We start from the raw sequence: 24,492 nt of genomic DNA, 5'->3' as shown, positions 1-24,492 counted from the left end.
TGTTTAAAATTTTAATTTTTCTAATGCCGCGGAATTTAAACGCAAAGTTCACACAGATCTTTGAATATTATTCCGTGTATTTTTCATTCGCAAAGGCGTTTCACTCAGCAAAGCTCTAAAATTTTCAGACTTAAATTATTTATAAATCTTTTTTAGTTTCAATGGCAAAATACATATCCATCTCGCCTTTTCCTTTGGTGTGGATTTTTCCTCTGTATTCGCAGATGATTTTTTCTTTTACCAACTGATAGGTAGATTCAGAAATATTTATTTTTCCTTTTTCACTATTCTGCTCCATCCTTGCAGCCGTATTTACAGTGTCTCCCCAAATATCGTAAGCAAATTTTTTCACTCCAACAATTCCGGCAATTAAAGAACCCGAATTGATTCCGATTCTAATATCTAAAACATCAGGATTGGTCTTCTTCCTTTCTTCAATAAAATGAATAATATCCAAAGCTACCAATACCGTTTTGTAAGCATGACATTCATTTTTCATAGGTAAACCGCAAACCGCCAAATACGCATCACCGATGGTTTTTATTTTTTCTAAACCATGCTTTTCCATGATCATATCGAAAGCGGTAAAACATTCGTTCAATTCAATCAACATTTTCTCGGCACCCATTTTCTCAGAACTTTGGGTAAAATTAACAAAATCGGTAAATAAAACACTGACCTCGTCATAATATTTAGCTTCAGAGCTTCCGTTTTCTTTTAATTCTTCAGCAACTTCATGCGGAAGAATATTTAGAAGTAAGTTTTCTGTTTTTTGCTTTTCTTTTTGCAATTCAAAAGTACGCTCATCAACCTGTTTTTCAAGCAGATCATTTTGGTCTTGAAGAATCTGCTGTTTTTCCTGTTCCTGTTTTAAATTAATATCAGAAAGGCGGTTGACTTCATCCAATTGTTTTAATAAACTTAAATTGGTTGATGCAAATTGCCATCCAAGGTAAGCAGAAATAGAAATAGGAAAACTTACGAAAATAAGAACTAAAATAAATATGCCAAATTCATCTCCCGAAAATATTTTGGGCATTGCAATATTTAAAGAATCTAAAATATTAGCAATGATGGTTAAAATAATAATTAAAAAGAAAGTAAGAATTCCGCCTCCAACTATAAATGCTGATTTTTCTCTTCTTATCATCGCTCGAATGATGAGATATAATGACTCAAACCAAACGAAAAATATATAAAAAATAAGAAGGCCAAAAGCCGTTTTCACAGAAAAATAATAAAGAATAAGTAACAATGCAGCAAGAATCAGCATAATCTTTAATCTGATTTTACTCCGTCCAAATAAGGTGTTGACAAAACCTGTAAGCGAAGCACCAAAAACAAGTATCGCAAGGAAAGAAAAGAAACCGTAAATCTCAATACTTTTCGGATCTGTCATCTGGTAAAATAACAAAACCATATAACTCAGCAAGCCGATGGATAGATTGTACGTAGAGAAATAAAGATTGTAGATTGCCTTTCTGTAAAATAAAAACAACAGTAAATGGATGAATCCCAAAGCTGAAAACACACCGCAGATGAGCATAGTCACAAAATTGAACCCCCGCATCATTCTAACATTTTCATCCAAAAACTCGTTGGCAGAAGCCAGCTCTACATCGAGTGCTACAGGGCTATAATTGATGCTTATTTTTTTACCACCCACGATGGGTAAAAAGCGAATAGCCAAAACGTTGACATCTGTATTATTTAATGAAAATAACTGAGGAACTTCATTTTTTATTTTAAATACTCTGATCTTGGGATCACCTATTTTGCCGATCGTCTCGATTTTTTTACCGTTCAGATAAATTTCAGAAGCACCTACCTGTTTCACATCAAAACACAATGACTCATTAATCATTGTAGAATCAATCTTAAAATAATACCTAATCCAATAGGGTTGATCTTTATTATAATTTTTTTTAGATGAAATCTTAATATTTTTCCAGCTAGAGTCATCAAATTCTACAGAAGAAAAAGCCGGATTGTCGCCTGCAAAGAATTTACTCTGTTCATCTATTTCTACACCGTTTTTTATTTCCTTTTCGGTGAAAATTGCAGGTTTTTCACGAGAATTTTGGGCAAAACAAAAATTTTGCAGCGCGATAAAGGCAAAAATTAAAAATGTAAAGAGTATATTTTTTTTCAAAATTGTTATAAATTAAATTTGAGATTTGGTTGCAAAATACATATCCATTTCGCCTTTTCCTTTGGTATGAATCTTTCCTCTGTATTCACAATTGATTTTTTCTTTTACCAACTGATAGGTAGATTCAGAAATATTTATTTTTCCTTTTTCACTGTTTTGTTCCATCCTTGCCGCAGTGTTTACGGTATCACCCCAAATATCGTAAGCAAATTTTTTCACTCCGACAATTCCTGCAATCAATGAACCTGAATTAATTCCGATTCTGATATCCAAAGTATTAGGATTTGTCTTTTTTCTTTCTTCAATAAATTTAATGATATCCAAAGCTACCAAAACTGTCTGATACGCATGACATTCATTTTTAAGCGGTAAACCGCAAACTGCTAAATAGGCATCACCAATGGTTTTTATTTTCTCTAAACCATGTTTTTCCATGATCATATCGAAAGCAGTAAAACATTCATTAAGCTCAACCAACATTTTTTCGGCGCCCATTTTCTCTGAACTTTGAGTAAAATTAACAAAATCAGTAAACAAAACACTTACTTCGTCATAATATTTGGCTTCAGAGCTTCCATTCTCTTTCAGTTCTTCGGCCACTTCATGCGGAAGAATATTTAATAATAAATTTTCGGTTTTTTGCTTTTCTTTTTGCAATTCAAAGGTACGCTCATCAACCTGTTTTTCAAGCAGATCATTTTGATCCTGAAGAATCTGCTGCTTTTCCTGTTCCTGTTTTAAATTAATATCAGAAAGTCGGTTGACCTCATCAAGCTGTTTTACCAAGCTTAAATTGGTTGATGCAAATTGCCAACCCAGGTAAGCAGAGATAGAAACAGGAAAACTGATAAAAATAAATATGAGAACATATCCTATGAAATCATCGCCGAAAAGCTCATTTATATCTATGGTATTCAATTTATTTAAAAACATAAAAATAATGACCATTACAATAAAAAGAAAGAACACCAAAACTCCACCTCCAACAATGAAAGCCGATCTCTCTCTTCTGATCATCGCTCTAATGATCAAATAAAAAGATTCGAAAGCAACAAAAGAAATATAAAAAAATGCAAAAGTGGCTGCAGTTGTAGCGCTAAAATAATACAACAGAACAATAGAGGCAGAAATGATCAACAATACTTTCAGCCTTTTCTTTATTCTTCCAAATAAGGTATTGACAAAACCTGTAAGCGAAGTACCAAATAACATCACTGCGAGAAATGAAACAAAGGTATAAGTATCTAAATCTAAAGGATTTGTCATTTCAGAGAAGAGCAATGTTAAATAGCTCATCAAAGAAATGGAAATATTGTACGTAGAGAAATATAGATTGTAAATCGCTTTTCTATAAAAAAGAAACAACAGTAAATGAATAAATCCTAATGCGCCAAATATCCCGCAGATCAGCATCGTGTAGAAATTAAAATCTTTCCACAATGCTACTTTATCTTTAATAAATTCGTGAGCAGAAACAAGTTCCACGCTTATTGCTACGGTACTTATAGTGACCGTCTTTTTTTTATTTTCAATGATCGGCAAAAAACGGATCGCCAAAACGTTTACATCCGTATTGTCTAAAGAAAACAACTCTGGAATTTTATTTTTAATCTTAAACTCTTTCGATCTTATATTCCCGATGCTTTCTATCTTTTTACCATTTAGATAGATCTCTGAAGCACCAAGTTGACTGATATTCAAACATAAAGGTTGATCCAGTAATGTAGAGTCTATTTTAAAATAATAACGAACCCAATAGATCTTATTTTTTTTAGAAGCATTTCCAGAGCTTAATTTGAGAGGATTCCATGAGTACACTTTTTTAGAATTAAAATTCACATGTTTCCATGAAGAATCATCAAATTGTGGCAAAGCAAAAGCAGGGTTGTCTCCCGCAAAAAATTTACTGCCTTCATTGATCGGTGCACCCGTTTTAATTTCTTTTTCAGTGAAAATTTTAGGTTTTTCAAAAGAATTTTGTGCAAAACATAAATTTTGCCATCCGATCAACAAGAAAAGTAAAAATGTTAAGAGTAGATCTTTTTTCACTCTGATAAAATTAAATTTGATTTACAAAATACATATCCATCGCACCTTTTCCTTTGGTCTCGATCTTTCCGCGATGCTCAAAATTAAAGTCTTCTTTTATTAACTGATGGGTTGCTTCAGAAATATTTACTTTTCCCGGTGAACTGTTTTGCTCCATTCTTGCAGCCGTATTTACGGTATCTCCCCAAATATCGTAAGCGAATTTTTTCACGCCCACAATTCCTGCGATCACCGGTCCGGAATGAATTCCTATTCTGATATCTAAAGCATTGGGATTATCTTTTTTTCTTTGCTGAATATAAGAAAGAATTTCCAAAGCTGCATTCACTGCATTTGTTGCATGCTGCTCATTAGAAATCGGTAAACCACTCACTGCTAAATAGGCATCCCCAATGGTTTTTATCTTTTCTAAGTTGTATTTCTCCATGATTCTGTCGAATTCGGTGAAGCAAATATTTAGTTCATTCAAAACTTCCTGCACACCAATTCTTTCGGAATTTGCTGTAAAGTTGACAAAATCTGTAAACAAAACCGAAACCTCATCAAAATGTTTGGCGTTAGTTTTTCCTTTTTCTTTTAATTCTTCAGCAACTTCATACGGAAGAATATTAAGCAGTAAATCGTCTGATTTTTGTTTTTCTTCAGCAATTTTTTTGTTGTCTTTTCGCTTCTGATTATAGGAAAACCCAGCAAAACCTAATAACAGCAAAGATAAACCAGCTCCAATTGCCCACATATTTTTTTGAGTTTTAGAACTTTCTAAATCTGCTTTTGCAATGGCATCTTTTTTCTCCTGATTGATTTTGGCAATATTTTTTTCCTGAGAATATTTTAAAGTTACAGCTTTTTGCTCTTCATCAAATTTAATCTGAATTTCTTTTCGTTTTAAATCTTCTTCAAGCGCCAATCTTTTTCTTTCTTCTTCCGTTTTTGCAGCCGCTTGTTTTTTTTCGTATTCCAAACGAAGCGCTTTTAATTCTATTTCTTTCTGAAGCTGAATTCTTTTGGTATCTTCTTCAAGTTTTATACGGGTTCTTTCGTTGGCTAGCTCGGTCTCAGATTGTACAGAAGAAAGCGCCTTCATTTTGTCGATTCCATAAGTTTCTTCTTTCTTATCATACATCTTTTTTAAATATGAATAAGACTGATTATAATCACCTAAAAAAGCATAGGCCCGATGCAATACCTCATAATTTTGTATGAAAATTTCTGGAGAAACATAAGTTTTCAATTGAGTAAAATACTCAAGATTTTTTACCTGTTCTTTGGTTTTAATTTCCAATTCAGAAAGCTTTGAGGGACTATTTTTTAGCGAAAGACTGTCTTCCATAATTTTCTTTAGCCCGATAAATCCTTCATGATTTTTGTAATACTGATACATCGGGTCATTTTCATCACTCAATTTCATCACTTTAGCGGCGTAGTCTTCAGCTTTTACAAAATCTTTTTCTTTAGAATAAATATCCGAGAAATAGTAATAAACCAGAGGTAAACTGTTTTTCAAATTATGAGATTCATAATAAGCTTTAGCCTCATTCAGATATTTTTTCGCTACTTCCAGTTGATTCATTTCAGAATAAACATTAGCCATAAAAATTTTCGCTTCTGCTATCTGCAAATCATTACGGCTCTTTTGGGAAACATCCAACCCTTTTTGGAAATATTCCAGCGCTTTTTTATTATCTCTACTGGTTAAGAAAAATGTTCCTGCACTTCTGTATGCAGGATATAAATTTTCAGGATAATTTTTTTTTACAAAATCAATGTAGGTATACAAAGCTGTATAGCTGTCTGCATATTCCTGCTTTATAAAGTTGTTGGCAAAAAGACCTTGGTAAGATTCCATTACAAGATTTTTGTCTATTTTTCTGCCTTCTTTATTATATTTTAAAATTTCATTGTAATATTTTGTAGCAATATCACTTTTTTTATTAACAGCATTCAGTCGTGCCATCCAAAAATTGAGAAGAGCTCTCTTTTCGTAATTTTCAGTTTTATGGAGATATTTTTCGGCTTCTAACAAGTATTTTTCAACCGTAACTAAATCATTTTTTTGCAAAAACAAAGTCCCTATAAACAAATTTGCTCTTCCGATTTGTTCAATATCATTGTTTTTTAAATAAATGGATAATGATAATTTGGAATATGAAATTGCACTGTCTGCATTTTTATTTTGAGAATAGATATTACCTAAATCTCCAAAAATCTTTGCTCGTTCTTTGTCAGACTTAGTCAATTTCAGCTGACTTTTAAGATTATTAATCTCAACAGATTCCTGTGCTTTAAAAACTGTGTTCCCACAAAAGAGAAAACAGATAATTGCAAAAGAGGTAAATTTATTCTTCAATGGCTGGTTATTGCGTTGATGTACAAAAATAAAAAAATCATTCTATTAAATAACAGAATGATTCAAATTGATGAGAAATATTTTCATTTATTTCAAAGATGCGATAGCAGCTTCGTAATTAGGCTCTTGTCCGATTTCAGGAACTTGCTCTGTATAAATTACTTTAGCTTTTTCATCTAAAACAACAACAGCTCTGCTCAAAAGACCCTTTAAAGGTGAATCTGAAAGCGTTACACCATAATCTTCCCCGAAATTTCCTCTGAAATCTGATAACGTTTCAACATTATTTAAACCTTCAGCTGCACAAAATCTTGATAATGCAAAAGGTAAATCTCTAGAAACATTAATAACAACTGTATTGTCAAGGTTTGACGCTTCTTCGTTGAATTTTCTTGCTGAAGCAGCACAAATTCCTGTATCGATGCTTGGGAATATATTTAATACTACTCTTTTTCCTGTGTAATCTGCAAGATTTTTTTCAGATAAATCTGAAGATACCATAGTAAATTCCTGAGCCTCTCTTCCAACTTCTGGAAGGTTTCCGATTGTATTGATTGGGTTTCCTTTAAACGTGATTGTAGACATTTTTGATAAATTTATAATTTTCATCAAATTTATTTAAATTCTAAATGATTTTGTTTGAAATAAAGGTTAAATAATTCTTAAAGTGGAAAATCTCATTGACTATTAAAGCGAAAAAAATTAAAATTTAACTAAATTTGTGAGACTAAAAATTTAAATAATAAATAACAGTATAATGTCAGACAAATCAAAAATCTATTACACCCTTACGGATGAAGCTCCAATGTTGGCAACACACTCGTTTTTACCGATTGTAAAAGCTTTTACAAAATCAGCAAACATTGAGATCGCAGTTCCGGATATTTCTTTGGCAGGAAGAATTTTAGCAAACTTCCCAGAATTTTTGAAAGACGATCAGAAAATCGTTGATGCTTTAGCTCAATTAGGAGAATTAGCAACTCAACCGGATGCAAACATTATCAAATTACCAAATATTTCAGCTTCTGCTCCTCAATTAGATGCTGCTATTGCTGAATTGCAAGCTAAAGGTTTCGCAGTTCCAAATTATCCTGCTGAACCTAAAAATGATGAGGAAAAAGCTATCAAAGCTAAGTATGCTAAAGTTTTAGGAAGTGCTGTAAACCCTGTATTAAGAGAAGGAAATTCTGACAGACGTGCTCCAAAAGCTGTTAAAAACTACGCAAAAGCAAACCCTCACAGAATGGGTAACTGGGCTTCAGACAGCAAAACTGACGTTGCTCACATGAACAGTGGAGATTTCTACGGAACTGAAACTTCTACTACTCTAGAGAATGCTACAAAATATAAGATTGTTTTCAAAGGAAATGACGGTGCTGAAACTTTATTGAAAGATTTCGCAGGTCTTCAGGCTGGAGAAGTGATCGATTCTTCTGTAATGAATTTAAATTCTTTGAAATCTTTCGTTCAGGAAGCTATCGAAGAAGCTAAAAACAGAAACGTACTTCTTTCTGCTCACCTGAAAGCGACGATGATGAAAATCTCAGATCCAATCGTTTTCGGAGCAATCGTTGAGACTTTCTTTAAAGATGTTTTCACTAAATATGCTGAAACATTTAAATCTTTAGATGTAAATCCAAACAACGGTTTGGCTGATCTTTTTGATAAAATAAAAGGAAATGCTCAGGAAGCGAATATTAAAGCTGATATTGAAACTGCTTTAGCAAACGGACCAAGAGTGGCAATGGTAAATTCTGATAAAGGAATTACGAATTTCCACGTTCCTTCAGATATTATCGTTGATGCTTCTATGGCTGCTTTGGTAAGAGGCGGAGGAAAAATGTGGAACAAAGACGGAAACGAAGAAGATACTGTTTGTATCATTCCAGACCGTTCTTACGCAGGTTTTTATCAATCAGTTATTGATGATATGAAAGCGCACGGAAAATTAGATCCTACAACAATGGGTTCTGTTCCTAACGTAGGTTTGATGGCTCAAAAAGCTGAAGAATACGGTTCTCATGACAAAACTTTCCAGGCATCTGCTGAAGGAACAGTTGAAGTTCAGGACGAAGCTGGAAACGTTCTTCTTTCTCAGAAAGTTGAAGCGGGTGATATCTTCAGAATGTGTCAGACTAAAGATGCTCCGATCCAAGACTGGGTAAAATTAGCGGTAAACAGAGCAAGACTTTCTGATACTCCTGCTATTTTCTGGTTAGATAAAGGAAGAGCTCACGACAGAGAAATGATCAAAAAAGTTGAAAAATATTTAGCTGATCACGATACAAACGGACTTGACATTAAAATTCTTGATGTAAAAGACGCAATGACGGAAACGTTGAAAAGAGCAAGAGAAGGAAAAGATACTATTTCTGTTTCAGGAAACGTATTGAGAGATTATTTAACTGACCTTTTCCCAATTCTTGAACTTGGAACTTCTGCAAAAATGCTTTCCATCGTTCCATTGATGAACGGTGGTGGTTTGTTCGAAACAGGAGCTGGAGGTTCTGCTCCAAAACACGTTGAGCAATTCTTGGAAGAAGGTTATTTAAGATGGGATTCTTTAGGTGAATTCTTAGCTTTACAAGCTTCTTTAGAACATTTAGCACAAACTCAAGGAAATACAAAATCTCAGGTTTTAGCGGATGCATTAGATGAAGCAAATGCTAAATTCTTAGCGACTGACAAATCTCCTGCAAGAAAAGTTGGACAAATCGATAACAGAGGTTCTCACTTCTATTTGGCAATGTATTGGGCTGAAGCTTTGGCAAACCAAACAGCAGATGCAGAATTAGCTGAACAATTTGCTCCGGTTGCAGAAGCAATGCACGAAAATGAAGAGGTAATCAATGCTGAATTGATCGGTGCTCAAGGTAAGCCTCAAAACATTGACGGCTACTTCAAAACCGACACTTACAAAACGTATGAGGCAATGAGACCAAGTACTGTTTTAAATGAAATTATTGACGGAATTTAATTTTCAGATTTAATATAAATTGAAAGCTCCTTTTTTAAGGAGCTTTTTTGTTTTATGGCTTCCCATAATTTACTTAATGCAATTTTTTTTAATTTTCAATAGTTTTTTAATCGATATTACTTATTAAATACACCTAATAAACTTTAAAAACCTTTATGATAACAACAATTTTAGCTAATAATATATCATTTGGTATATGGGAAATATTTTCGACAATATTTATAATATTATTTATTCTTTCTTTATGTATATATTTTTACAGGATTTCAAAATATAAGCGATATAAGAATTCGAAATATGCACTTACTTCTCTTTCAATCCTATTATTTTTACATTTAATCGCATTTCCTTTTATATACACTCTAATGCTTAAAAATAATCCTGATAGTTTTGAATTTAGAACATCTATTCATGATAATCAAAAGGAAATAATACTTAATGAATGGGCAAATGATTCGAAATCTCTCCCTAGCGAAATTAAAAATCTTGAATATATAAAAATTACAAATAGCGTTATTTTTCATAAGTCATTAAAAGAATTAAAAAGACTAGAATTTACTAAAAACCACATAATCCATTCTGATTTTAATTCCGATATTCGTGGTAACCTTATAGCAACCATTTATATATTTAATAAAGAAGGTATTTTAAAAAATAAATTATATAAAAGTGGTAGTCAAACCGAATTGGATTCTACTAAATTTGGAAGTGTAATAAATCAACAGATAAATTATCTTAAAAATGAACTTCAATATTACAAAACTAAAAAAGTACAATTAGACAGGAATAATATTTGGACTTATACTTCATTACTTCCCTATAGCACATCTTCAATATTTACAGGAAATATGTCTCCCATAACACCTACTGCTAATATATTTTATTCAATTCATTATTTTATAATTTACTGTATTGGAATAGGTGTGTTTCTTCATTTTTTAATCGTAAACATAACTCTTCTAATTAGAAATCGAAATTTTTAATTTCTTTTTGTGAGTTTAAATTTTAAGTTTTAGGCTTGTATGGAATTTTTAGTACTTATAACACAGTAATCAAACATGCGCTTTTCTCCATTTAATCATACTTAAAATAAACAGCCCTAAAACTCCCATTACAAAATATCCTTCCGCAACTTCCAGTTGAATCTGAGGTTTGATGAGCGCTACAATTCCGTAGCTTATTGCAGAAGTGATAATAAACACGACTCCACCGGTCATTCCTCCTGCAAGTCCAGCTGAATTGGGGAATCTTCCGATACAGTACGAGAAATAATTATTAAAAATAAATCCGGCAGTCACATGAATGACGAATGCAAAAGCAACCAAACTGTAAATATTATTTGAAAAATAAGATGCAATAAACATCAAAACAATCAGCAGCAATTGAATAAAATTGGCATTTCTAATTTTAGGTAAAAATGCTTTATTGATTAATGCTTTTCCTAAAAAACCTCCCGCCATCCAGGCAAAACCAAGAATCAGGGAAACATATCCCGCAACAACTTCAGAATACCCCATTTTATGCTCGATAATGAAAGAACCACACAAATTGAAAAACATAATCATCGAGTAACTCAATCCGCACATCACCATTCCGTAGAAAAAATCTTTCGCTTTAAACATCGAGTCGTATTCTTTCAGCAAAAATTCAACATTGAAAGGATTTCTTTTCTTTAAAGTTTCCCCTGAAAAAATCAATTCAAAAATTAAAAGAACCAAACTATATCCCGCCAAAACATAGAAATTAGATTGCCAACCGAAAATTTTCTGTAAATAACCTCCGATAAACGGCGCGATTATCGGACCAACTGACCATACAATCGTCATAATACTGAGATAATGTTTCCGCTCATCACCTTCATAAACATCCACAAAAAAAGCACGTTTAGAAACCACTGCAAATCCTGACAAAATCCCCTGCAAAACCCGCATTGCATAGATTACCAAGATATTTTGAGTTGTCGCAGTAATCAGGAAAGAGACAATAAATAAAGCCAAAGAAGCCATTGAAATTCTGTATCGTCCGAAAGAATCAACAATACTTCCTGCAAAAAACTGCGTGATGCCATAACTTATCAAAAATATCGATAAAGTAAGCTGAATATTGCTTTCGGGTTGGTGAAGTTCGGTCGCCATACTCGGCATTGAAGGCAGATAAATATCTGTTGCCAAACCCGACATCGGAATCATTGCAAAAGCAAGAATCGTTGCAATAAATTTATTTTTCTCTTTTAACATCCGAATGAAATTTTCAAGCCCCAAAAGTCCGACTTTTTATTTGTTCAAGCGTGTTTCTTTAGATTAATAATTCTGAAATAATATATAATTAAATTCAATCGTAAATGTAATGTGATTTGCTGTTCGGCATTTTATGATGATTACCAAATAACGCAGGAAATTTTCGTTATTATATTATTACTTATCAATTAATTTAGGGGAAAGTGGAAGTTTGCTTTAGAAGTAGTTTTAAATTTTTGTATTTCTTAGCTTCTAAGAATCGCAAGGTTAAAACAAAGTTTTTTTTGTAAATAATTATTCATAAAGGTAAAAAAGCCAATTCATTTAAGAAAGAAACAAAAAATACGATAGATTTACAATCAAAAAGTTGAGATTATTAAACCCTAATAATTTAATTTAAATCATTATAAATTATTTTAAAATTCTTAAAATCTTCGCTTTGTAAAAATTTAATTTGTAATTTTAAGGAAGAGTTTCACCAAAAGCATCAGAAATTATGGAAAGTATAAAGTTTGAAATCACCCCTTACCAAGATGAATTACAGCTGTTAATTGATGGCAAAAAAGTAGGTTATATGTCGATTTCCGTTGACGGACGACTGCTTAATGTGTATTATACCAAAATTGATGAAAATCTGGAAGGTCATGGCTACGCCAAACTTCTTTTAGACAGATTGGTAAGTTTTGCCGAAGAAAAAGATTTGATGATTGACCCTGAATGCGATTTCGTAAGACAACAGTTAGGAAATCATCCGAAAAGATATAAAGGAATTTGGCACGAATAGATTATTCCCACCAATTTTGAAAATGATACGATGTGTTATTTAAATCTAATTTTTCACCGATTTTCGGAGTGAGAATCTGTAAATTTTTCTCTTTTCCGAGCGTCGTTACTTTTTGCAATGGCTCATTCCAAGGATGTAAAGCCAGAGCAAATTTCCCGGAATGAACAGGAATAATATTTTTTGCCTGAATATCTAAACTTGCCTGAATAACATCTTCCGGCAAAGCATGAATGTATTTCCAAGCCGGATTGTATTGCCCGTTTTCAATGATTGCAAAATCGAATGGACCGTATTTTTCACCAATTGTTTTAAAGTGAGTATCATAACCGCTGTCGCCACCTAAAAATATTTTTTTCGTGGGCGTTTCAAGAACATAAGAAGTCCACAACGTCGTATTTCTTTGGAATTTTCTTCCCGAAAAGTGTCTTGCCGGGGTAAATGTGATGTTAAAACCATCTTTTAAAGCGACACTTGCACCCCAATCTTCTTCGATAATCTGATTTTCAGAATATCCCCATCTTTCAAAATGTGCTCCCACTCCCAAAGGCATAATTGCTTTTCCTACTTTCTCACGGATTGCTTTTACCGTCGGAAAATCTAAATGATCGTAATGATCATGTGTAATCACCAAATAATCAATATTCGGAATATCTTGAGGTTTAAACAAATCTGACCCCTCAAAAGCTTTATTGAAAAACTTAAAAGGCGAACCAAATGTGCTTAAAACCGGATCAATCAAAAATGAAACTCCATCGATTTTTATAAAATAAGAAGAATGCCCCATCCAAATGAAAACATCTTCGTTAGCTGAAATACTATTTAAATCTGTATGAATCGTCGGAATTGCCTGTAAAGGCTTCAGTAACGGATCTTTTTTACCAAATAAAAAATCGAACATTACTTTTGGCATAGAAAAGCCCTCAGCAATTTGTGGGGTAAAACTCTGATTTTGAAATTGCTTATCTTTATAATTCTTAGAATTAAGTATTTTTTCCAGACGTTTTCCTTTCGGTGCTGCTCCAAAAACTTCCTGAGACATTACAAAATAAGTTGCTGCAACCAGTACTGCGATCAATATAATTAAATAAACCATCATTAAAATTTGATATTCAAATGTAAAAAACTTTCTTTAAGTTTAGAACTCTTTCATCAATGACGCATGAAAGTAAATTTTACTTTTTTTTCATTTAATTATTTAAAAGTTTTTAAATTCGTTTACTCAAAAAACTTCTTACTTTGAAATATTTTATATTCATTTTGATCATTTTAAGTTTTGCTTCTTGTACTTCTGTAAAAAAGTATAATGCGCAAAGATTAAGCCTGATTTCTCCCGAGAAATTGCGTGATGATATCGATTTTACTTATCAAAAACTTCAGGAAATGCATCCGAATTTAAACTGGTATATTTCAAAAAAAGAACTCGATTTTAAATTTGACAGTTTAAAATCGACCATCAACAAACCTTTAACTCCCAAACAGTTTTATTTTAAACTACAACCTGTCATCGCACAAATCCGTGAAGGTCATTTATCATTGAAAATTCCGGCAAAAAGGTTTTCAAAAAAAGAAATTAAAGCTTTAAAGAACAAAAAAGGTCTCTTTGGAAGATTTGAATACCAAGTAGAAGACGATCATTTGTATTTCATTGAAAATAAAGATTCTATTCAGAACATCAAACCGGGAACTGAGCTTTTAAGTATTAATGATGTCCCTGTCTCAAACTATCTTAAAAAATACCGTGAATTAATAAGCAGTGACGGCTACAACACTACTTTTTATCCTTATTATCTTAAGGATGTTTTCTTCAACTTTTTTGTTGCCGAAAAAGGAATAATGGACAGCGCGAAAATTGAAACTCTTTACAATGACAAAAAACAAACTCTGATTTTAAAACGGGAAAGCAAAAACAAACAAGAAATTGAAAAAGACAAGGCTGGTAAAAAACGAACTCCCGAAAAAAAGCTCAATGATTACGTGGCTTCAACAAGTTCTTACAACAGAAGTTTTAAATTTTTAGACAAAGACAGTACAGTTGCTTACATGAAAATAAAAAGTTTCTCAAGATCATTTTCAGATAAATTTTACAAAGAATCTTTTACAAAAATCAAAAATGCAGAATCTTCTTACCTCATCATCGACATTCGCGAAAATTATGGTGGTTCGCTGTACGAAATCAATCAACTCTATTCTTATCTTGCTCCTGAGCCTTTTGTTTTGATAAAACCTTCACAGCTTACATCAAGAGTAACACCACTTAAAACCAATTATTTCAGAAAGTCAAATCCGTTGCAATACACTGTTAAAAGTCTGGCTTATCCCGGATATTTCTTTTATCAGGCTTTGAATGTTTACAAAGGAAAAGATGGTGTTGCTTACTATAAAATGAAGGAAAACAAACCGACAAAACCTAAAGAAAATGCTTTCAAAGGGAAAGTGTATTTTTTGATTAATGGCGGAAGTTTTTCGGCATCATCTGTTATTTCCGCTAAATTAAAATTTGACAAACGGGTAACCTTGGTTGGCGAAGAGACCGGTGGTGCCAATGACGGAACGGTTGCAGGGTTTTACTCTTATCAACAGCTTCCCAATTCTAAAATAGATTTACCGATTGGATTGCTTTTAATACAACCCAATATCACTTTTGAAAATACAAAAAAAGGAGTCACTCCCGATGTGGAAATTACGCAAAGTATGCAGGACATTATTGATCAAAAAGATTCGCAACTGGATTGGGTGAAAGCAGAAATTAAGAAAGAAAAAGAAAGCTTAAAAATTGCAGATTGATGAAAAACTTAATTAAATATTTAAAGTTTGTTGTCATCCTGATTATTTCTTGGTTTATAGTTCATACCATCTACATCGTAATTGATGGATTGTATGACAGCGGTGAAAAAGCAGATATTTCTATCATCCTCGGAAGCAAAGTAAACGAAGACGGAACTTTATCCGCAAGACTTGAAAAGCGTTTGGAAACCGGAATTGAATTGTACAAAAATCAGCGGGTTAAAAAAATTCTGGTGAGTGGTGGTTTAGGTAAAGAAGGTTTTTATGAAGGTGATAAAATGAAAGAATTTTTAGTAAAAAATTTAATTCCTGACTCTGTAATTCTTGTGGATAATTACGGCAATAACACAAGATTGACCGTTGAAAATTCTTTAAAATTTCAACAAAAATATAAGTTTAAAAGCATCATCGTTGTTTCTCAGTATTTTCATGTGACCCGCACAAAAAAACTTTTTAAAGAGAAAGGTTTTACGGATGTGAAAAGTGTAAGTCCGAGATATTTTGAATGGCGAGATTTATATTCTATTTTAAGAGAATTTCCGGCTTATTATACTCAGTAGAGTTTTCATAAATCTTTAAAAGAAAATTCTGTAGTTTTAGGATATGAAAAGTACATTTTTTTCCGTTCAGAAAAAGAGTTCAGCGTATTTTGAAAATACCTTCAGTGACTCAATGTATCATATTTTCTTGTTTAATGGAAGCGGAAAAATCGTTGTTGATTTTATAGAATATAATTTTACAGGAAAAACGGTATTTTTCACTTCACCTTTTCAGAATATTCATATTTTAAGTGAAAATGAGATGGAGGCTGAAGTGTTGAACTTTCATGGTGATTTTTACTGTATAGAATTTCATAAAAAAGAAGTGGCGTGTAACGGTTTGCTTTTCAATAATATTTATCTTTTTCCGCATTTTTCGTTAACCGAAGAAGTTTATCAGGAGATTTCAGATTATTTTTTAAAAATTCAGGACGTAAATCATAATGAAGATTTTTCAGGTTCGGTTTTACAGTCATATCTTCAGTTAATTCTGGCCATTTCAAGCAGGGAAAAGAATAAACTGCTTCCTGATAAGGAAATAATAAAAGATGATTTTAATGAACTGAAATCATTTCAAAACTTAGTGGAAGAACATTTTATTTTAGAAAAAAGTCTGTCTTTTTATGCGGATTTGCTGCATGTAACCTCAAATACCTTAAGCAAGAAAATCAAATCTAAATTTAATAAAACTCCTTCTCAGATTATTCAGGAACGGGTAATTCTGGAAGCTAAAAAACAGATTCATCTTACCCGAAAATCGATTAAAGAAATCGCTGTGGAACTCAATTTTAATGATGAATTTCATTTCAGTAAATATTTCAAAAAATACGTAGGAATTTCACCAACACAGTTCAGAAAAGAAACAGGAATTTCTATCGTGGCAGATTTATACAAATAACTTCCACAATCATCTATTTTATTAGCTATTAGTTCGGCATAACTTTGTCAAAAAATAAATTATGCTGGAACTTTTAGCAAACTCACAGAAAAACTTCATCCACTTTTTAAGAATAAGTATTTTTATTGTAATGGCATGGATCGGAGGTCTCAAAGCTTTTCAATATGAAGCGGAAGGTATTATTCCTTTTGTAGCCAATTCTCCTTTTATGAGCTTTTTTCTTCAAAAAAACGCTTCTGATACCGATAATTACAAACTTCACAAAAATAAAGAAGGCGAAGTAGTTCCTGAAAATATTCAATGGCATAAAACCAACGGTACGTATATTTTTTCTTATGCTCTAGGAAGTGTAATCAGTATCATCGGAATTCTGGTACTTTTAGGAATTTTCTATCCTAAAGTTGGAGTTTTAAGCGGAATTTTAACAGCCGGAATGTCGGTAATCACACTTTCTTTTCTTATTACAACACCAGAAACCTGGGTTCCGGATTTGGGTGGAAATCAGCATGGTTTTCCTTATTTATCCGGCGCGGGAAGACTGGTTATAAAAGATATTATTATGTTGGGTGCAGGTTTGGTGATTGCTTCAGATTCTGCGAAAAGTATTTTGAAAAAAAGGTGATTATATTTTTTTTAGGTTTCGGCGGCACCTTCGGTGCCGCCGAAACCTAAAAAAGCTCCCAAGTTGGGAGCTTTCAATATCATTATTTTCAATTAATTGATATGTTCTACACTAAGGATTTCAATTTTTCTATCTCCCTCCTTAAAAGGCCAGTCAATAACTTCACCTTCTTTATTGCCTACAATTGCCAATGCAATATCAGATAATACAGAATATTTCCCTTTCTTCACTTTTGCCTTGTCATCAGAAACAATCGTGAATTTTTGCTCTTGAGGATGGGAAGAATCTTTTATTTTTACTTCACAGTTGATGGTTACAATATCTTTTGGTAAATCACGGCGCAATACCTGTTTTGCATTTCTCAGTTGCCCAAGAAGTACTTTCTCTTCTTCAGCCGTTGTTTTTTTTCTTCTTAAATGGTCTTTTATTAAATCATATACTCCTGTGGTTAAAATAATCTGTTCTGACATAATTTTATTTTTTAAAAATGAAATTTCCGAATGCCGAATATTTTGACTCAGACATAGCCATAATGCACAAAAATTTGTGATAAGGTATGCAGAATGCACATTCAGAAAAATGAATTGGGTTAAATACTTAACAATGCCCTGCCCTGAGTCTCGACAGGGATATTAAATAAACTCTTTAGAATTTTTTAAAAATTTGTCATCATGCAGATATGACAAAGACAACGAAAGTGTAATCGAGGAATACTTCACCGGAAAAAAGTACTTTGTTGTCATTTAATTGATATTGATACGAAGATACAACTTATAATTGATATTAAAAAGCAGCATCTTCGTTAGGTATTTTCACAATTTTCTTTATTATTTTTTTTGAAACTCGCCCAAAAGATTTTCTATTTGCTGAACGTATTTTCCATAAAAAATTCTGTACCAATATTTTCCCAGCAAGAAAAGACCAAAAAGACCAATAGCAAGTGTAGAAAGAATTGTAGTAGCTACCTTAAAATCACTCATCGGCTTGGGGTGTGGGATAAACTCGATCACGATAATCAGTTCACAGACTAAAAATGGTACAAATGACAGCATAAATGAAAGGTAATACTGCTTATTAAGGTCAAACTGGTACATTAAATCTTTCAAAGAATCGTAAGTACTCATCATTGGGCTGCTTATATTATTGTATAATTTAAAAAACTTACTGAAGAAAAATGACACTACAATTACCATTGAGAACAGCAAAACTGTCAAATAAAATTTAAACTTAAATGGAGCTTCCGGAACAGGAATCCAGACAACAGCAAAGCCAAAAAGTAATATTCCTACGGTAGACCAAAATTCCATTCGCATATTTTTTCTGATTTTTTCTAGCGGAAGATTGATTTTATTTTTCTGTTCAATACTGATTTCGGGTGTTTCATCAGAAACATCGTCATTCCATGCATTTTTTAGGTCATCTATATTCATTGTTTTTGATTTAAAAAGTTGATAATTATTTTGAGCTTAATATATCTTTCAGTTTATTTTTGGCGCGATTCATTTTTACTCTTACGTTTCCTTCAGAAATCCCCATTTGATCGGCAATTTGTTTTCCCGAAAAATCTTCTAGGTAGTAGAAAATAAATGCTTTGTCGATAGGATTTAGCTGATTGATGGCTTTATACATTTCTGCAAGCTTCTCTTCTTTTTCATGGTCGTATTCATCCTCAATAATTTTATAATTCGAAAAATCTTCATTGGCTATAAAACTTCTTTTCTTTTCAGATTTTAAGAAAATAATTGCGGTGTTGAGCGCAATTCTGTACAGCCAGGTTGAAAATTCACTTTCTCCTTTAAATTTTGGATATGCTTTCCAGACCTGATACGTAATCTCCTGAAAAAGATCATCGCGGTCATCTTTATCATCCATATACATTTTAGAAATCTTAAAAATGATCCCTTTATGCTTTTCGATTTTGGTAATAAATTCCTGTTGTGAGGTCATGGTTTCTTTACTCTCTGTAGAGTTAGTAGATCATTAAAATAATTGTTACAGTTTTTATGCAAAAAAAAATAATATTTGAAATTTAATCAAAAAATAAATACCACATTTTAAGCACGAAATCTTTCGTGGCGCAAAATTTGTGCTTTATGCTTTACATCACAAAAAAATATTAACATGCCTTACCTTACAAAACAAGACAGCAAAAATTTTGAACTTTACTACGAAGATTTCGGTTCAGGACAACCGATTATTTTAATTCACGGATGGCCTTTAAGCGGAAAATCATGGGAACTTCAGGTTCCTGTACTTTTAGACTTAGGATATCGTGTCATCACCTACGACAGAAAAGGTTTCGGAAAATCTTCTCCAACATTCGAGGGTTATGATTATGATAACTTGGCTTCAGATCTACATGAACTTATCACTCAATTAGAATTAAAAAACGTTATCCTCTTCGGGTTCTCAATGGGCGGCGGCGAAGTTGTACGCTATTTAACCAATTACGGTTCAGAAAATGTAGATAAAATAGCCTTGATCTCATCTATTATTCCTTTGGTAAAACAGAAAGAAGACAATCCACATGGAGTTTCCGAAGAAGAATTGTATGGAATTTTAACCAGCCTTAAAACTGACAGAGTTACTTTTCTCGAAAGTTTCCACAAAAACTTTTATAATTACGGATTGCTTTCTCAAAAAGTCAGTCAAAAACAGCTGGATTATGACTGGAGCATCGCATCTTGTGCCTCTCCAATCGCAACGATAAAATGTGCCGAAAGCTGGGCAAATACAGACTTCCGACCAGAACTAGTGAATGTAAATGTAAAAACCCTGATCGTACATGGTGATGACGACCAGATTGTACCAATAGAAACAGCAGGAAGACAGGCTGCAGAAGGAATTGCTGATAATGATTTTGTCATTATTGAAGGCGGACCACATGGCTTAAATGTTACACATGCAGAACTTTTAAACGAAACATTAACTAAGTTTCTAACTAACAACTAAGTTTTAAGTTTCAATATATTTGATCTTTAATGATCAAAAAACCGCAATAGAATGTATTGCGGTTTTTTTGTATCAAAGTTTTAAACTTAAATCCTTAAAAAATATAATCTGTACTCAAAAAATTAGAATCATGGTCTCTCACGATAGTATTCAACAATTCTTTATTTGAATCTGTGATTTTTGCAGCAACTAAAGAACGAATAGAAAATGAGCGAAGCGCATCAAAAACAGAAAGCGTACCTTCCGCACTGTCTTTTCGTCCGGTAAAAGGAAAAACATCTGGTCCGCGTTGAGCTTGGCAATTGATATTCACTCGACTCACTAGGTTTACAAAAGAGTCGATTAATTTCGAAACTTCCAGAGCATCTTCACTGAAAATACTCACCTGCATTCCGTGGTCTGCATTCACCTGATAATCGATGGGTTCTTCAATATCGTCAAAAGGAACCACCGGAATTACCGGACCAAACTGCTCCTCATGATATAATTTCATCTCATTATTCACAGGATAAACAACTGCTGGAAAAACAAAAGATTCTTCGGTAAATCCACCATTTTCATTGAGAACGTTTGCTCCTTTTGCTAAAGCATCATCAATGCATTCTTTTAAATAAGAAGGTTTATTGACTTCCGGAAGCGGAGTAATTTTCACTTCTTTTTCCCAAGGAAGTCCGGGCTTCATTTTAGAAACAGCTTCCGTTAATTTTTGTGTAAATTCTTCAGCAACATCTTTTTGGACAAAAATTAACTTCAAAGCGGTACATCTTTGTCCGTTAAAGGAAAGTGCACCTAATATACATTCGCTTACTGCAACATCAAGGTTTGCATTTTTTGTAACAATTGCTGCATTTTTTGCATCTAAACTTAAAATTGCTCTTAAACGGTTTACTTTCGGGTGTAATTTTTTCAAACCGTTGGCTACTTTGCTCGAACCGATAAAAGCTAAAACATTTACTTTTCCGCTTTCCATGATCGGAGTGATAATTTCTGAACCTTTTCCGTATAATGTATTGACCGTTCCTTTTGGAAAAGCTTCTTTAAATGCTTTTAATAAAGGATAATGTGCTAAAACACCATGCTTAGGAAGTTTAAACAAAATCGTATTCCCCATAATTAAAGCAGGAATCAAAGTGGTAAAAATCTCGTTTAAAGGGTAATTAAAAGGTCCCATACTTAGAACTACGCCAAGAGGTGCTCTTCTGATTTGGGCAATTGTTCCTTCGGCTTGTTGAAAACGTGAAGATTCTCTGTCTAAATCTTTTAATGCATCGATTGTCTGGTTGATATAATCAACCGTTCTATCGAATTCTTTGGTAGAATCGGGCAACGTTTTTCCGATTTCCCACATCAATAATTTGATAATTAAATCACGCTCTCTTATCATCAAATACACAAATTTCTGCATGCATTTTATTCTTCCTTCCACAGACATCGTCGGCCATTCTCCCAATCCGTTATCATAAGCTTTTACCGAAGCTTCCAAAACTTCCATCGCTTCTTTTGGGCTTATATTCGGAATGCTTCCTAATTTTTTTCGTTCTAAACCGTTCTCTGTTTTAATACAGACCGGCGAATAAATATCCGTGACATCTCCCTTCCATTCTATCAATTCTCCGTTAAGGAGATATTCTCGTTGGTGAATTTCGGGAACTTTATATTCTTCTGGAATTTCATTTTCTGATTTAAAAAGGTCACTGAATGACGCTTGATTATTTAAACTCATAAATTGTATATTTTTAATAATTTGGAAATTTGAATGAATAAAGTTAGCCGTAAAAATTCGTTTTAAAAAGAGACAATTAATAGATTTACTCTATTTGACGGTATTTTAATAAGAATTAATACTCAACAAAAAAACTCAGCTTTGTCGCTGAGTTTAATGTTATTTCCCTGTTGATTTTAACGCCCAGAAAACGAGTAATGGCTGCATAAATAGTCGGGCTAATCTTTTTCTATCGGTATTTAAGCCGAAACTGTTTCGATCGTTTTTATATTGCGCAATATTTCCCGGAAAAACGGCAGTAAAAAAAGTTCCTGCAATTTTACCCACAATAGATTCATATTTTTTGGGAGTGGCGATAATAGCTGTTCCTAAAGCAATCTCTGCAATTCCTGAATAAACAACGGTATCATCTTTTTCCAGCGGAACCCAATTGGGAACCTGCGCCTGAAATTCTTTTCTTGCAAATGTGAGGTGACCGATTCCTGCGGTAATCAACATGGCTCCGAGACCATATTTTGCGATGGTTTTGATGGTGTCTGATTTCATAATGTATATTTTGTGATACAATAATGAAGTCAAGAATGATTCCAATCTTATATTTATTTTTGTTAAAAAATCACAGCTTGAATTAATTTTTCTTTCTAAAACTTTTTTTCGTGGAAATAATGACCACTCCATTGCTTGCTTTACTTCCATAGATCGCTGTTGCCTCAGCTCCCTTGATTATTTTCATGCTCTTAATTTTCTTAGAATCAAAATCACGGATGCTTTTTGCTTCAACAATTTTATGATCAATCACCCATAAAGATTCGCCATTTGTGTAAATAGATGAAGGCATGCCTCTAGTTGATGGGATAACCATGTTTGGAGAATTAGGTGAAACACAACCCAATATTCCTTGAAGATTTGCAATAGCTGAATTTTTTATCGAATCATTTTCCTGAGCATTTACAGAAACAATTCCACCGGTTGTTAAGATAAAACCAATGGCAAACTTTGAAAAAAGTGAGTTGATTATTGAATACTGCATATTTCGGTTAAGCTGTGATTCGTAAAAGTTCCCACAGGTATTTTGAGATGAAGAATCAGAAAAATAGTCTAAAATTTCATCATCAGAATCATTCGTAAAATCTCTGACGGTTTTTGAACAGACAGCACAGAATCTCCCTTTTTCTTGTGGAGTCATACTTTCCCATTTTTCACGACAAGGCTTTGGTATCGTAATTTTCATAGTCTCTTTTTTATTAAAGATGCAGTATTGAATAAAAAGGTTGGAAAACAAAATTGAAGATTATCTTAATAATAGATTTAAAATTGACAATCATTATTCAATGTTTATTATAACTCCAATAAATACCTTATTTTCAATTGATTGCAAATATTAAAGTTCGATTATTTTTTATAATTTTAAAACTATGAAAAAACAGAATTTACTTAGAATGGACAATGTCGGAATCGTTGTAGAATCTCTCGATGAAACGATTTCTTTTTTTCTTGAACTTGGTCTGGAGCTTGAAGGAAGAGCAATGGTTGAAGGCGAATGGGCGGGTCGTGTAACAGGGCTTGGTAATCAATCGGTAGAAATTGCCATGATGGTTACCCCAGACGGAAACAGCAGACTGGAACTTTCGAGATTCATTAATCCGAAAGTAATCGAAGATCATCGCAACGCTCCGGTAAATGCCTTAGGTTATTTACGAGTTATGTTTGCCGTTGCAGACTTAGACGATACGCTCAACAGACTTTATAAACATGGCGCCCAACTTGTGGAAGAAGTCGTTGATTACCAAAATATTTATAAACTTTGTTACATTCGTGGTCCTGAAGGGATTCTTATCGGACTGGCAGAAAAAATTGATAACAAATGAACAATGAAATTTATTTAAACAAATTTGAAAATGCTGTAAAGGTAATTGACACAAAAGCACTTGAAAAAAGTGGATTGGAAATTCAAATAGGAATTTGGCTAAACTCAGTTGTTTTACGATTACAAAAAAAGCATTGGGCAAATAATCCTGATGAACAACCTCATTCAGGTTCTGCCATTTTTATGGGAATCTGGATAGATCAAGAAGCTTTTTCGAAAAAAATACTTAAGTACAATATTCATGCTCTGAAACTAAGGGAGCTCAATGGATATACCTTACAAAGCCGTGCTTTTGCAGATTCTTTTAGAGTGAAGTTTAAAGAATTTGAACAAAAGTGGGAAAATGTAAGCATTCAGTTTGGTCCACAGACTTTGATGGAAGGCTGGATACCGCTTAATGATGAAAGAATTCATGAAGATATTTTAAATCTTATCAACAGTTTTATAGAAATAGTACCTTTAATCGATGAAACGCTTTTAGAATTTCAGAAGAAAGCAAAGGAACTAAATCAAGATTAAAAGTATAAATCTGCAACAGCTGCCTTTTCATTATCATTCTTT

At 32.9% G+C, this 24,492-nt stretch carries 22 protein-coding genes; 10 read left to right on the top strand and 12 right to left on the bottom strand.

Going from position 1 to position 24,492, the window contains the following annotated elements; all coding sequences use genetic code 11:
* Positions 1-139: 139 nt before the first annotated feature.
* The 4 genes from B5X64_RS16505 to tpx all read right to left on the bottom strand — a co-directional run bounded on the left by B5X64_RS16505 (position 140) and on the right by tpx (position 7,133).
* Positions 140-2,152: an adenylate/guanylate cyclase domain-containing protein gene (locus B5X64_RS16505; RefSeq protein WP_079466288.1), complete on the bottom strand. Its 2,013-nt coding sequence runs from the start codon at positions 2,150-2,152 to the stop codon at positions 140-142.
* 12 nt (positions 2,153-2,164) lie between these two features.
* Positions 2,165-4,201: an adenylate/guanylate cyclase domain-containing protein gene (locus tag B5X64_RS16500; RefSeq protein ID WP_079466287.1), complete on the bottom strand. Its 2,037-nt coding sequence runs from the start codon at positions 4,199-4,201 to the stop codon at positions 2,165-2,167.
* Between the two features lie 10 nt (positions 4,202-4,211).
* The gene (locus tag B5X64_RS16495) at positions 4,212-6,548 is read right to left on the bottom strand and encodes an adenylate/guanylate cyclase domain-containing protein (RefSeq protein WP_079466286.1); all 2,337 of its coding nucleotides are present in this window, start codon (positions 6,546-6,548) and stop codon (positions 4,212-4,214) included.
* Between the two features lie 87 nt (positions 6,549-6,635).
* Positions 6,636-7,133: a thiol peroxidase gene (gene tpx / locus B5X64_RS16490; RefSeq protein ID WP_074228029.1), complete on the bottom strand. Its 498-nt coding sequence runs from the start codon at positions 7,131-7,133 to the stop codon at positions 6,636-6,638.
* 172 nt (positions 7,134-7,305) lie between these two features.
* On the opposite strand from tpx, the gene B5X64_RS16485 reads away from it, so the two are divergent.
* Together B5X64_RS16485 and B5X64_RS16480 are read left to right on the top strand one after the other, a co-directional pair.
* The gene (locus B5X64_RS16485) at positions 7,306-9,525 is read left to right on the top strand and encodes an NADP-dependent isocitrate dehydrogenase (RefSeq protein WP_079466285.1); all 2,220 of its coding nucleotides are present in this window, start codon (positions 7,306-7,308) and stop codon (positions 9,523-9,525) included.
* A gap of 365 nt (positions 9,526-9,890) precedes the next feature.
* Complete coding sequence (locus B5X64_RS16480) at positions 9,891-10,508, top strand: hypothetical protein (RefSeq protein WP_079466284.1); 618 nt, start codon at positions 9,891-9,893, stop codon at positions 10,506-10,508.
* 69 nt (positions 10,509-10,577) lie between these two features.
* On the opposite strand, the gene B5X64_RS16475 is transcribed toward B5X64_RS16480, so the two are convergent.
* Positions 10,578-11,762, bottom strand: a complete 1,185-nt coding sequence (locus B5X64_RS16475) for an MFS transporter (RefSeq protein ID WP_079466283.1) — start codon at positions 11,760-11,762, stop codon at positions 10,578-10,580.
* Positions 11,763-12,258: 496 nt separating this feature from the next.
* Here B5X64_RS16475 and B5X64_RS16470 point away from each other — a divergent pair, with 496 nt between their 5' ends.
* Positions 12,259-12,546 carry a GNAT family N-acetyltransferase gene (locus tag B5X64_RS16470; RefSeq protein ID WP_079466282.1) on the top strand — a complete coding sequence of 96 codons (288 nt, stop codon included), beginning with the start codon at positions 12,259-12,261 and terminating at the stop codon, positions 12,544-12,546.
* A gap of 1 nt (position 12,547) precedes the next feature.
* On the opposite strand, the gene B5X64_RS16465 is transcribed toward B5X64_RS16470, so the two are convergent.
* Positions 12,548-13,642, bottom strand: coding sequence for an MBL fold metallo-hydrolase (locus tag B5X64_RS16465; protein ID WP_338030631.1), 1,095 nt, complete (start codon positions 13,640-13,642; stop codon positions 12,548-12,550).
* Positions 13,643-13,782: 140 nt separating this feature from the next.
* Between B5X64_RS16465 and B5X64_RS16460 the strand changes: the two genes are divergently transcribed.
* From B5X64_RS16460 to B5X64_RS16445, 4 genes are all read left to right on the top strand, one after another.
* Complete coding sequence (locus B5X64_RS16460; RefSeq protein WP_079466281.1) at positions 13,783-15,330, top strand: S41 family peptidase; 1,548 nt, start codon at positions 13,783-13,785, stop codon at positions 15,328-15,330.
* Positions 15,330-15,890, top strand: a complete 561-nt coding sequence (locus B5X64_RS16455; protein WP_079466280.1) for a YdcF family protein — start codon at positions 15,330-15,332, stop codon at positions 15,888-15,890. Before B5X64_RS16460 ends, B5X64_RS16455 begins: the two co-directional genes overlap by 1 nt.
* Positions 15,891-15,933: 43 nt before the next feature.
* Entirely contained in the window at positions 15,934-16,767 is an 834-nt protein-coding gene (locus B5X64_RS16450) for a helix-turn-helix domain-containing protein (RefSeq protein ID WP_079466279.1), read from the top strand.
* A 61-nt stretch (positions 16,768-16,828) separates the two neighbouring features.
* Entirely contained in the window at positions 16,829-17,389 is a 561-nt protein-coding gene (locus tag B5X64_RS16445; RefSeq protein WP_079466278.1) for a DUF417 family protein, read from the top strand.
* A 92-nt stretch (positions 17,390-17,481) separates the two neighbouring features.
* On the opposite strand, the gene B5X64_RS16440 is transcribed toward B5X64_RS16445, so the two are convergent.
* The 3 genes from B5X64_RS16440 to B5X64_RS16430 form a co-directional block, all read right to left on the bottom strand.
* On the bottom strand, positions 17,482-17,859 hold the full coding sequence (locus B5X64_RS16440) for a GreA/GreB family elongation factor (RefSeq protein ID WP_079466277.1): 378 nt from the start codon (positions 17,857-17,859) through the stop codon (positions 17,482-17,484).
* Between the two features lie 357 nt (positions 17,860-18,216).
* Positions 18,217-18,819: a hypothetical protein gene (locus B5X64_RS16435; protein ID WP_079466276.1), complete on the bottom strand. Its 603-nt coding sequence runs from the start codon at positions 18,817-18,819 to the stop codon at positions 18,217-18,219.
* A 25-nt stretch (positions 18,820-18,844) separates the two neighbouring features.
* Positions 18,845-19,336: an RNA polymerase sigma factor gene (locus B5X64_RS16430; protein ID WP_079466275.1), complete on the bottom strand. Its 492-nt coding sequence runs from the start codon at positions 19,334-19,336 to the stop codon at positions 18,845-18,847.
* A gap of 174 nt (positions 19,337-19,510) precedes the next feature.
* On the opposite strand from B5X64_RS16430, the gene B5X64_RS16425 reads away from it, so the two are divergent.
* The gene (locus B5X64_RS16425) at positions 19,511-20,341 is read left to right on the top strand and encodes an alpha/beta fold hydrolase (RefSeq protein ID WP_079466274.1); all 831 of its coding nucleotides are present in this window, start codon (positions 19,511-19,513) and stop codon (positions 20,339-20,341) included.
* 94 nt (positions 20,342-20,435) lie between these two features.
* On the opposite strand, the gene B5X64_RS16420 is transcribed toward B5X64_RS16425, so the two are convergent.
* The 3 genes from B5X64_RS16420 to B5X64_RS16410 all read right to left on the bottom strand — a co-directional run bounded on the left by B5X64_RS16420 (position 20,436) and on the right by B5X64_RS16410 (position 23,295).
* The gene (locus B5X64_RS16420; RefSeq protein WP_079466273.1) at positions 20,436-22,064 is read right to left on the bottom strand and encodes an NADP-dependent glyceraldehyde-3-phosphate dehydrogenase; all 1,629 of its coding nucleotides are present in this window, start codon (positions 22,062-22,064) and stop codon (positions 20,436-20,438) included.
* Positions 22,065-22,223: 159 nt separating this feature from the next.
* Positions 22,224-22,610, bottom strand: a complete 387-nt coding sequence (locus tag B5X64_RS16415) for a DoxX family protein (protein ID WP_079466272.1) — start codon at positions 22,608-22,610, stop codon at positions 22,224-22,226.
* 82 nt (positions 22,611-22,692) lie between these two features.
* Complete coding sequence (locus B5X64_RS16410; RefSeq protein WP_079466271.1) at positions 22,693-23,295, bottom strand: HMG-box domain-containing protein; 603 nt, start codon at positions 23,293-23,295, stop codon at positions 22,693-22,695.
* Between the two features lie 184 nt (positions 23,296-23,479).
* On the opposite strand from B5X64_RS16410, the gene B5X64_RS16405 reads away from it, so the two are divergent.
* Positions 23,480-23,932 carry a VOC family protein gene (locus tag B5X64_RS16405; RefSeq protein ID WP_079466270.1) on the top strand — a complete coding sequence of 151 codons (453 nt, stop codon included), beginning with the start codon at positions 23,480-23,482 and terminating at the stop codon, positions 23,930-23,932.
* Entirely contained in the window at positions 23,929-24,450 is a 522-nt protein-coding gene (locus B5X64_RS16400; protein ID WP_079466269.1) for a hypothetical protein, read from the top strand. The genes B5X64_RS16405 and B5X64_RS16400 overlap by 4 nt, the downstream gene beginning before the upstream one ends.
* Positions 24,451-24,492 lie beyond the last annotated feature (42 nt).

The organism is Chryseobacterium balustinum, from assembly GCF_900168205.1.
GTDB lineage: Bacteria > Bacteroidota > Bacteroidia > Flavobacteriales > Weeksellaceae > Chryseobacterium > Chryseobacterium balustinum.
Note: the sequence above shows the minus strand (reverse complement) of the source record. Positions and strands in the feature narration are given on the sequence as shown.

What these genes read in the sequence shown, in the direction of transcription:
- tpx (WP_074228029.1), bottom strand. Translation starts at nt 7,133, where the DNA reads ATGTCTACAATCACGTTTAAAGGAAACCCAATCAATACAATCGGAAAC.
- B5X64_RS16485 (WP_079466285.1), top strand. Translation starts at nt 7,306, where the DNA reads ATGTCAGACAAATCAAAAATCTATTACACCCTTACGGATGAAGCTCCA.
- B5X64_RS16480 (WP_079466284.1), top strand. Translation starts at nt 9,891, where the DNA reads ATGCTTAAAAATAATCCTGATAGTTTTGAATTTAGAACATCTATTCAT.
- B5X64_RS16475 (WP_079466283.1), bottom strand. Translation starts at nt 11,762, where the DNA reads ATGTTAAAAGAGAAAAATAAATTTATTGCAACGATTCTTGCTTTTGCA.
- B5X64_RS16470 (WP_079466282.1), top strand. Translation starts at nt 12,259, where the DNA reads ATGGAAAGTATAAAGTTTGAAATCACCCCTTACCAAGATGAATTACAG.
- B5X64_RS16465 (WP_338030631.1), bottom strand. Translation starts at nt 13,642, where the DNA reads ATGATGGTTTATTTAATTATATTGATCGCAGTACTGGTTGCAGCAACT.
- B5X64_RS16455 (WP_079466280.1), top strand. Translation starts at nt 15,330, where the DNA reads ATGAAAAACTTAATTAAATATTTAAAGTTTGTTGTCATCCTGATTATT.
- B5X64_RS16450 (WP_079466279.1), top strand. Translation starts at nt 15,934, where the DNA reads ATGAAAAGTACATTTTTTTCCGTTCAGAAAAAGAGTTCAGCGTATTTT.
- B5X64_RS16445 (WP_079466278.1), top strand. Translation starts at nt 16,829, where the DNA reads ATGCTGGAACTTTTAGCAAACTCACAGAAAAACTTCATCCACTTTTTA.
- B5X64_RS16440 (WP_079466277.1), bottom strand. Translation starts at nt 17,859, where the DNA reads ATGTCAGAACAGATTATTTTAACCACAGGAGTATATGATTTAATAAAA.
- B5X64_RS16435 (WP_079466276.1), bottom strand. Translation starts at nt 18,819, where the DNA reads ATGAATATAGATGACCTAAAAAATGCATGGAATGACGATGTTTCTGAT.
- B5X64_RS16430 (WP_079466275.1), bottom strand. Translation starts at nt 19,336, where the DNA reads ATGACCTCACAACAGGAATTTATTACCAAAATCGAAAAGCATAAAGGG.
- B5X64_RS16425 (WP_079466274.1), top strand. Translation starts at nt 19,511, where the DNA reads ATGCCTTACCTTACAAAACAAGACAGCAAAAATTTTGAACTTTACTAC.
- B5X64_RS16420 (WP_079466273.1), bottom strand. Translation starts at nt 22,064, where the DNA reads ATGAGTTTAAATAATCAAGCGTCATTCAGTGACCTTTTTAAATCAGAA.
- B5X64_RS16415 (WP_079466272.1), bottom strand. Translation starts at nt 22,610, where the DNA reads ATGAAATCAGACACCATCAAAACCATCGCAAAATATGGTCTCGGAGCC.
- B5X64_RS16410 (WP_079466271.1), bottom strand. Translation starts at nt 23,295, where the DNA reads ATGAAAATTACGATACCAAAGCCTTGTCGTGAAAAATGGGAAAGTATG.
- B5X64_RS16405 (WP_079466270.1), top strand. Translation starts at nt 23,480, where the DNA reads ATGAAAAAACAGAATTTACTTAGAATGGACAATGTCGGAATCGTTGTA.
- B5X64_RS16400 (WP_079466269.1), top strand. Translation starts at nt 23,929, where the DNA reads ATGAACAATGAAATTTATTTAAACAAATTTGAAAATGCTGTAAAGGTA.